Origin of the sequence: Streptomyces katrae (genome assembly GCF_000966975.1) — a bacterium.
GTDB classification, from domain to species: domain Bacteria; phylum Actinomycetota; class Actinomycetes; order Streptomycetales; family Streptomycetaceae; genus Streptomyces; species Streptomyces katrae.
The window spans coordinates 1-1,998 of the sequence record NZ_JZWV01001452.1; the positions used below are offsets into that span (position 1 = coordinate 1).

2 protein-coding genes are annotated in these 1,998 nt (G+C 79.2%); both read left to right on the top strand.

Annotated elements, in window-relative coordinates:
• A partial coding sequence (locus VR44_RS38240; protein ID WP_045952286.1) for an FtsX-like permease family protein occupies positions 1 to 1,170 on the top strand: 1,170 nt, incomplete at its 5' end.
• Positions 1,167 to 1,998 (top strand): hypothetical protein (locus VR44_RS38245; RefSeq protein WP_045952287.1); only part of this gene is annotated, 832 nt, incomplete at its 3' end. The genes VR44_RS38240 and VR44_RS38245, both read left to right, overlap by 4 nt.

Below are 1,998 nucleotides of genomic sequence, written 5' to 3' on the forward strand. Positions count from 1 at the left end.
CCCCTGGACGCACTGACCGACGCCCCGATCGGCTCGGCCGCCACCCCGCTGGCGCTGGCGGGCGTCCACCTCTCGTACGCGGGCGACGGCGGCCCCGCCGGCGACGGAGCCGAACTGACGCTGCGCCGGCTCGCCGTCTCCGACACCCCGGACGGCGGCGCCGTACCGGTCGCCGCGCCCGCCGCCCCGGCCGCCCCCGGCGCCGCCGCCACCGGGGGCTGGCAGCTGGCACCCCCGGCGCAGCCCCGCGCCTCGGGGACCCCCGTCCTCTCCCCGGCCGCGGCCGGCTCCACCGACCTGCTCCGACTGCGCTACTGGGGCGGGTCCGGCACCGAGAAGGGCGTCCAGGCCCTGCTCTTCCCCGCTCCCGCCGCCCCGCCCGCCACCCCGGTCCCCGCGGTCGCCACCACCGGCTACCTGCGCGCCCTCGGCGCCGCCACGGGCGACACGGTGCACATCACCGTCGACGGGGTGACGGTGCCGCTGCGGATCACCGCCGCCGTGGAAGCCCTGCCCGTGGCCGGCCGGACGGCGCTCGCCGTCGACCTGGGCACGCTCGGCCGCCTCCTGCTGGAAACCGCCGGGCAGCAGCCCCCCGCGCCCACCGAGTGGTGGCTGCCCGCCGCCTCGGCCGCGGACCCGGTACCGGCCCGCGCGGCGCGGGCGCTCCGCGAAGGGGTCAGGACCGAACGCGTCCAGCTGAGCGGGGAGATCACCGCCGCCCTGCTGGACGACCCGCTGAGCGCCGGCCCGCAGAGCGCGCTGGCCGCCCTCGCCGCCGCCTGCGCGGTCCTCGCCGCCATCGGGTTCGCCACCTCCACCGCCGCCGAACGGCGCGTGCGCGGCCGGGAGTTCTCCGTCCTGCTCGCGCTCGGGACCCCGCGCCGGTCGCTGGCCCGGGCCGCCGCCGCCGAGGGGGCGGTGCTGATCCTCCTCGGGACCGCGGTCGGGACCGGGCTGGGCGTCGCCCTCGTCCACCTGATGGCGCCCCTCGTCGTGCTGACACCGGCCGCGCACCGGCCGTTCCCGCCCGTACGGGTGGACATGCCGTTCTGGCAGACCCTGCTGACGGCCGCCGCCATCGCGGCCGTCCCCCTGCTGTCGGCCGCGTCCGGCGGCCCCCGGGGCCGCGACATCGCCGCCCGGCTGCGCCCCGTGGAGGAGATGTGACCACCCCGCCGCCGTCCGCGACCCCGGACTCCTCCGCCACCCCTGCGCCGGACCGCCCCGAGCCGTCCCCCGCCGCAGTGCCGTCCGGGGCCGCCGGGCGGTCCGGCCCGCGGCCCGCGCCCTGGGTCAGGACCCGGCTGCGGGCGGCCCGGCTCGGCAGCGTGCTCGCCGCCGTACTGGCCTTCGTCGCCGTCCTCCTGGCCGCCGCCCTGCCGCGCGCCCAGGACCGGGGCGCCGACCAGGCACTGCGGTCCTTCCTGCAGCGCGGCGGCCCGGGCTACACCAGCCTCCTGGCCACCGCGCCGCCCCCGCGGCAGGGACAGGGCACGGACCGCCTCGACGCGACCCGCGACACCCTCCTCGCCCACACCGGAGGCAGCTTCCACGTCGACCCGGACGCGGTGGTGTACGGCAACTGGACCGTCAAGGGCCGGAGCCTGACGAACCCCGGACTCTCCGCCCCGTCCGGCCTGCCGCCCGTGATGCGCCTGCTGTACGTACACGACGCCCGGGCACACGTACGGCTGGTGGAGGGGCACTGGCCGCAGGACGCACCCGCCGCGGCCACGGCACCCGGCACGGCCGGGAATACCGCCGAGGACGGGCCTCCGCTGCGGATCGCGCTCTCGCAGCGCGCCGCACGGACCATCGGCGCCCGCCTCGGATCGGTCCTGACCACCTCGCCCGTGCCCGGCGCCGGGCCCCGCGTCGAGGTCGTCGGCCTCTACACGGTCCTGGACGAGACCGAGGACTTCTGGGCGGACCTCGGCTGCCTCGCCTTCGCCTGCGAGTACCACCAGGGGGACAACGCCTACTGGGCCGCCGACG